Origin of the sequence: Aeromonas sp. HMWF015, from assembly GCF_963878965.1 — a bacterium.
GTDB classification, from domain to species: domain Bacteria; phylum Pseudomonadota; class Gammaproteobacteria; order Enterobacterales; family Aeromonadaceae; genus Aeromonas; species Aeromonas veronii.
Genome location: NZ_CAWNZT010000164.1, coordinates 13,454 through 17,362 on the forward strand (window position 1 = coordinate 13,454; position 3,909 = coordinate 17,362).

The window sequence follows — 3,909 nt, forward strand, 5'->3', positions numbered from 1 at the left end:
AGCTCCCCTCCGAGACGCCGGTGGCGCTGGTCTACAACGGCATCGCCCACAGCGTGATGATGTGTTCGGCCTCCGATCTGGAGGATTTCGCCATCGGCTTCTCGCTATCCGAGGGGATCATCGACAGCCTGCTCGATATCCACGACATCGAGCAGATTGACGGCTGTCAGGGGATTGAGCTGCATATCACCCTGGCCAATCGCTGCGTCCATCGCCTCAAAGAGAAGCGGCGCACCATGGCGGGCCGTACCGGTTGCGGCATCTGCGGCAGCGAGAGTCTGGAGCAGGTGATCCGCACCCAGCCAGCGTTGCCCGACAGCCAGCGTCTGGCGGTGGGCCATATCGACAAGGTATTGACCGCGCTGCGCCCGCTCCAGCTGCTGGGCCAGCGCACCGGCGCCACCCATGCGGCTGTGCATCTGGACGGGGAGGGCAATATTCTCGCCATCCGCGAGGATGTGGGGCGCCATATTGCGCTGGACAAGCTGGTGGGCCATCTGTGCCGCAGCGGTCGGCGGGATGGCGCCATTCTGGTAACCAGCCGCGCCAGCTTCGAAATGGTGCAAAAGTGTGCCAGTGCCGGGGTCGAGATCCTGCTCGCCATTTCGGCCGCCACCGAGCTTGCGGTCGAGCGGGCCGAGCAGACGGGGCTCACCCTGGTGGGCTTTTGCCGCCCCGGGCGGGCCGAGATCTACAGCGGCTGTCAGCGTATCCTGCTCAAGTAATGGCAAGGCCGCAAACCCGCTAAACGGCTCATAAAAACAGGCAATAAAAAAGGGCGGGGAGTGTGACTCCCCGCCCTTGTTGTCTCTGCTTCTGTAGCGGATTAACGCGCCAGCAGGATACGCAGCATGCGGCGCAGCGGCTCGGAGGCGCCCCACAGCAGCTGGTCACCCACGGTAAAGGCGGCCAGATACTCAGGGCCCATATTGAGTTTGCGCAGACGACCCACCGGAATGCTGAGGGTGCCGGTAACGGCTGCCGGGGTCAGCTCGCGGGCGGTGATGTCGCGATCGTTGGGGATCACTTTCACCCAGTCGTTGTGGGCAGCCAGCAGCGCTTCGATCTCCGCCAGCGGCACATCCTTTTTCAGCTTGATGGTGAAGGCCTGGCTGTGGCAGCGCAGGGCACCGATCCGCACGCACAGACCATCCACCGGAATGACGGCGTTTTCGATACCCAAAATCTTGTTGGTCTCGGCCTGACCCTTCCACTCTTCACGGCTCTGGCCGTTGTCGAGCTTGGTGTCGATCCAGGGGATAAGGCCACCGGCCAGCGGCACGCCGAAGTTGTCCACCGGCAGGGTGCCGGAGCGGGTCTTCTCGGTGATCTTGCGCTCGATGTCGAGGATGGCGGAGGCGGGGTCTGCCAGCTCGACCGCCACTTCGTCACGCAGCATCCCCATCTGGGTAACCAGCTCGCGCATATGGCGGGCACCGCCACCGGAGGCGGCCTGATAGGTAGCCACGCTCACCCACTCCACCAGATCGGCCTTGAACAGGCCGCCGAGGGCCAGCAGCATCAGGCTGACGGTGCAGTTGCCGCCAACGAAGGTCTTGATGCCATCGTTCAGGGCCTGCTCGATGACGTCGCCGTTGACCGGATCCAGAATGATGACGGCGTCTTTCTCCATCCGCAGGGAGGAGGCGGCGTCAATCCAGTAACCCTGCCAGCCAGCGGCTTTCAGGCGCGGATAGACATCCTTGGTGTAGTCGCCGCCCTGGGCGGTGATGATGATATCCTGCTTGGCCAGCGCCTCGATATCGAAGGCGTCTTGCAGAGTACCGGCATCGACGCCGAAGTTGGGAGCGGCCTCACCGGCCTGGGAGGTGGTGAAGAATGTGGGTTGAATATGGGCGAAATCCTGCTCTTCCTGCATCCGGCTCATCAGAACCGATCCCACCATGCCACGCCAACCGACCAAACCTACTTTTTTCATATTGTCCTACCCTGGATTGCTGCTAAAGAAACTCGCGGTGACACCCGTAACCCCTTGTCTGGCGACGCCTGTTTACAAGCGGTTTACAGGCCATTTAAAAAATATGCGCTGCGAGAAATGCGTCTATCCACATTACGGATTGTGACGGCTTGCGCAAGTCGAATTGCGCAATATTCTGTGCCGTTTGCTGCATTAACCGGCAGCCAGAGCACCGCTCAGGTAGACGGGGAGGGAGAAGGTCAACATCAGACGAAAAGGCCACCGTTTATGGCGGTGGCCTGTCAATAAAGCGGTTGAGGAGCTCCTCTGCTGTTGTCTGAGGGCGTAGTTGGCGAGTGAAACAGCCCGACTGTGTGGGCGTCTAGCCGTAACGGGCCAGGGTCAACCCCTCATCGCTGATGGCGGGCTCGCTGCCGCTAATCAGATCGCACAGAAGCTGACCCGAACCGGCTGCCATGGTCCAGCCCAGGGTGCCGTGGCCGGTATTGAGCCAGAGACCGGGAATGGAGCTTGGCCCTACCAGCGGGGTACCGTCCGGCGTCATGGGGCGCAGGCCGGTCCAGAATTCAGCCTTGCTGATATCGCCCCCTTCGGGAAAGAGATCGCCCACCACCATCGCCAGAGTGTCGTGGCGTCTGGGGTTGAGGGCGAGGTTGTAGCCCGACAGCTCCGCCATGCCGCCGACCCGGATCCGCTCGTCAAAGCGGGTGATGGCCACCTTGTAGGTTTCGTCCAGCACGGTGCTGCGCGGCGCGGCGTCTGCGTTGATCATCGGCAGGGTGAGGGAGTAGCCCTTGACCGGATAGACCGGCAGCTCCAGTCCGAGCGGGCGCAGCAGCGGCCGTAAAAAGCCGGTGGCATAGCTGCCGAGCGCACAGACGATGGCATCGGCGCGATAGCGCTGCTCGCCCGCCCGCACCGCCACGGCGCGGCCGCGGGCTTGCTCAAGCTCGTCGATGTCGCAGTTGAAGACAAACTTGACCCCGAGCTTCTCGGCTTCAAGGGCAAGGGCCTTGGTGAAGCGGAAGCAGTCGCCGGTCTCGTCGCCGGGCAGGCGCAGGCCGCCGACGATTTTGCCGCGCACCCTTGCCAGTGCAGGCTCTGCCGCTTCGCAGCCGCTGGCATCAAGGGATTGGTAGGGGACGCCATACTCCTCCAGCACCTCGATATCGCGCTGACTGGCATCGAGCTGGGATTGGCTGCGAAACAGCTGCAGGGTGCCGAGCTGGCGCCCTTCGTAATCGATGCTCAGCTCGTCGCGCAGCCGCTTCATGCAGTCGCGGCTGTATTCGGCCAGACGCACCATGCGCCCCTTGTTGGTGGCGTAGGCGGTCGGGGTGCAGTTGGCGAGCATTCTGAGCATCCAGCGCAGCTGGAAGGGGTCGGCAGTGGGGCGCACGGTGAAGGGGGCATGCTTTTGCAGCATCCATTTTGCCGCCTTGAGGGGAATGCCGGGGGCCGCCCAGGGGGCTGCATAACCGGGTGATATCTGCCCGGCGTTGGCATGGCTGGTTTCAAGGGCTACGCCCCCTTGTCGCTCCAGCAGGGTCACCTTGTGACCCGCTTTGGCCAGATACCAGGCGCTGGTTACCCCGATCACGCCGCCACCGAGAACCACTATCTCCATATCGTCTTTCCTTGACTGATCTCCTGATGTGGCCACCACCATAATCAGCCGCCACAGGATATTCAACCGCTCTGCGCAGGATTGGGATCTCCGTCTGCTTGCCGGTTACAGGCTGGTGTTTGGTGCGATGGTGAGCCTGATTGCCAGCGTAAATCGCTGCGCTGTTGTCAGGGCATGTGTGAGGGAACACGGTCCGCTTACAGCAGCTCAAGATGGATCAGATAGTGCTCCGCCGTCGCCAGAATGGCCTGCTGCTGCGCTGCCGGTTGGCCATCCCAATTGGCATAGGGGAGGGCGAGGCGGGGATTGCCGCCAAGTTTGTCCCGATTGCGCCAGAGAAAGT

3 protein-coding genes are annotated in these 3,909 nt (G+C 62.5%); 1 reads left to right on the forward strand and 2 read right to left on the reverse strand.

All coding sequences use genetic code 11. The features are described from left to right. Positions 1-725 (forward strand): formate dehydrogenase accessory sulfurtransferase FdhD (fdhD, locus tag AACS18_RS08470; RefSeq protein WP_108612183.1); only part of this gene is annotated, 725 nt, incomplete at its 5' end. A 101-nt stretch (positions 726-826) separates the two neighbouring features. Here the strand turns inward: fdhD and asd are convergent. Continuing rightward, on the reverse strand, positions 827-1,939 hold the full coding sequence (gene asd / locus AACS18_RS08475; RefSeq protein ID WP_108612184.1) for an aspartate-semialdehyde dehydrogenase: 1,113 nt from the start codon (positions 1,937-1,939) through the stop codon (positions 827-829). 361 nt (positions 1,940-2,300) lie between these two features. Further along, entirely contained in the window at positions 2,301-3,608 is a 1,308-nt protein-coding gene (locus AACS18_RS08480) for a D-amino acid dehydrogenase (RefSeq protein ID WP_339373248.1), read from the reverse strand. Between the last annotated feature and the right edge of the window lie 301 nt (positions 3,609-3,909).

Excerpts from the sequence above, each read along its gene's own strand:
- asd (WP_108612184.1), bottom strand. The coding sequence starts at position 1,939 with ATGAAAAAAGTAGGTTTGGTCGGTTGGCGTGGCATGGTGGGATCGGTT.
- AACS18_RS08480 (WP_339373248.1), bottom strand. The coding sequence starts at position 3,608 with ATGGTGGTGGCCACATCAGGAGATCAGTCAAGGAAAGACGATATGGAG.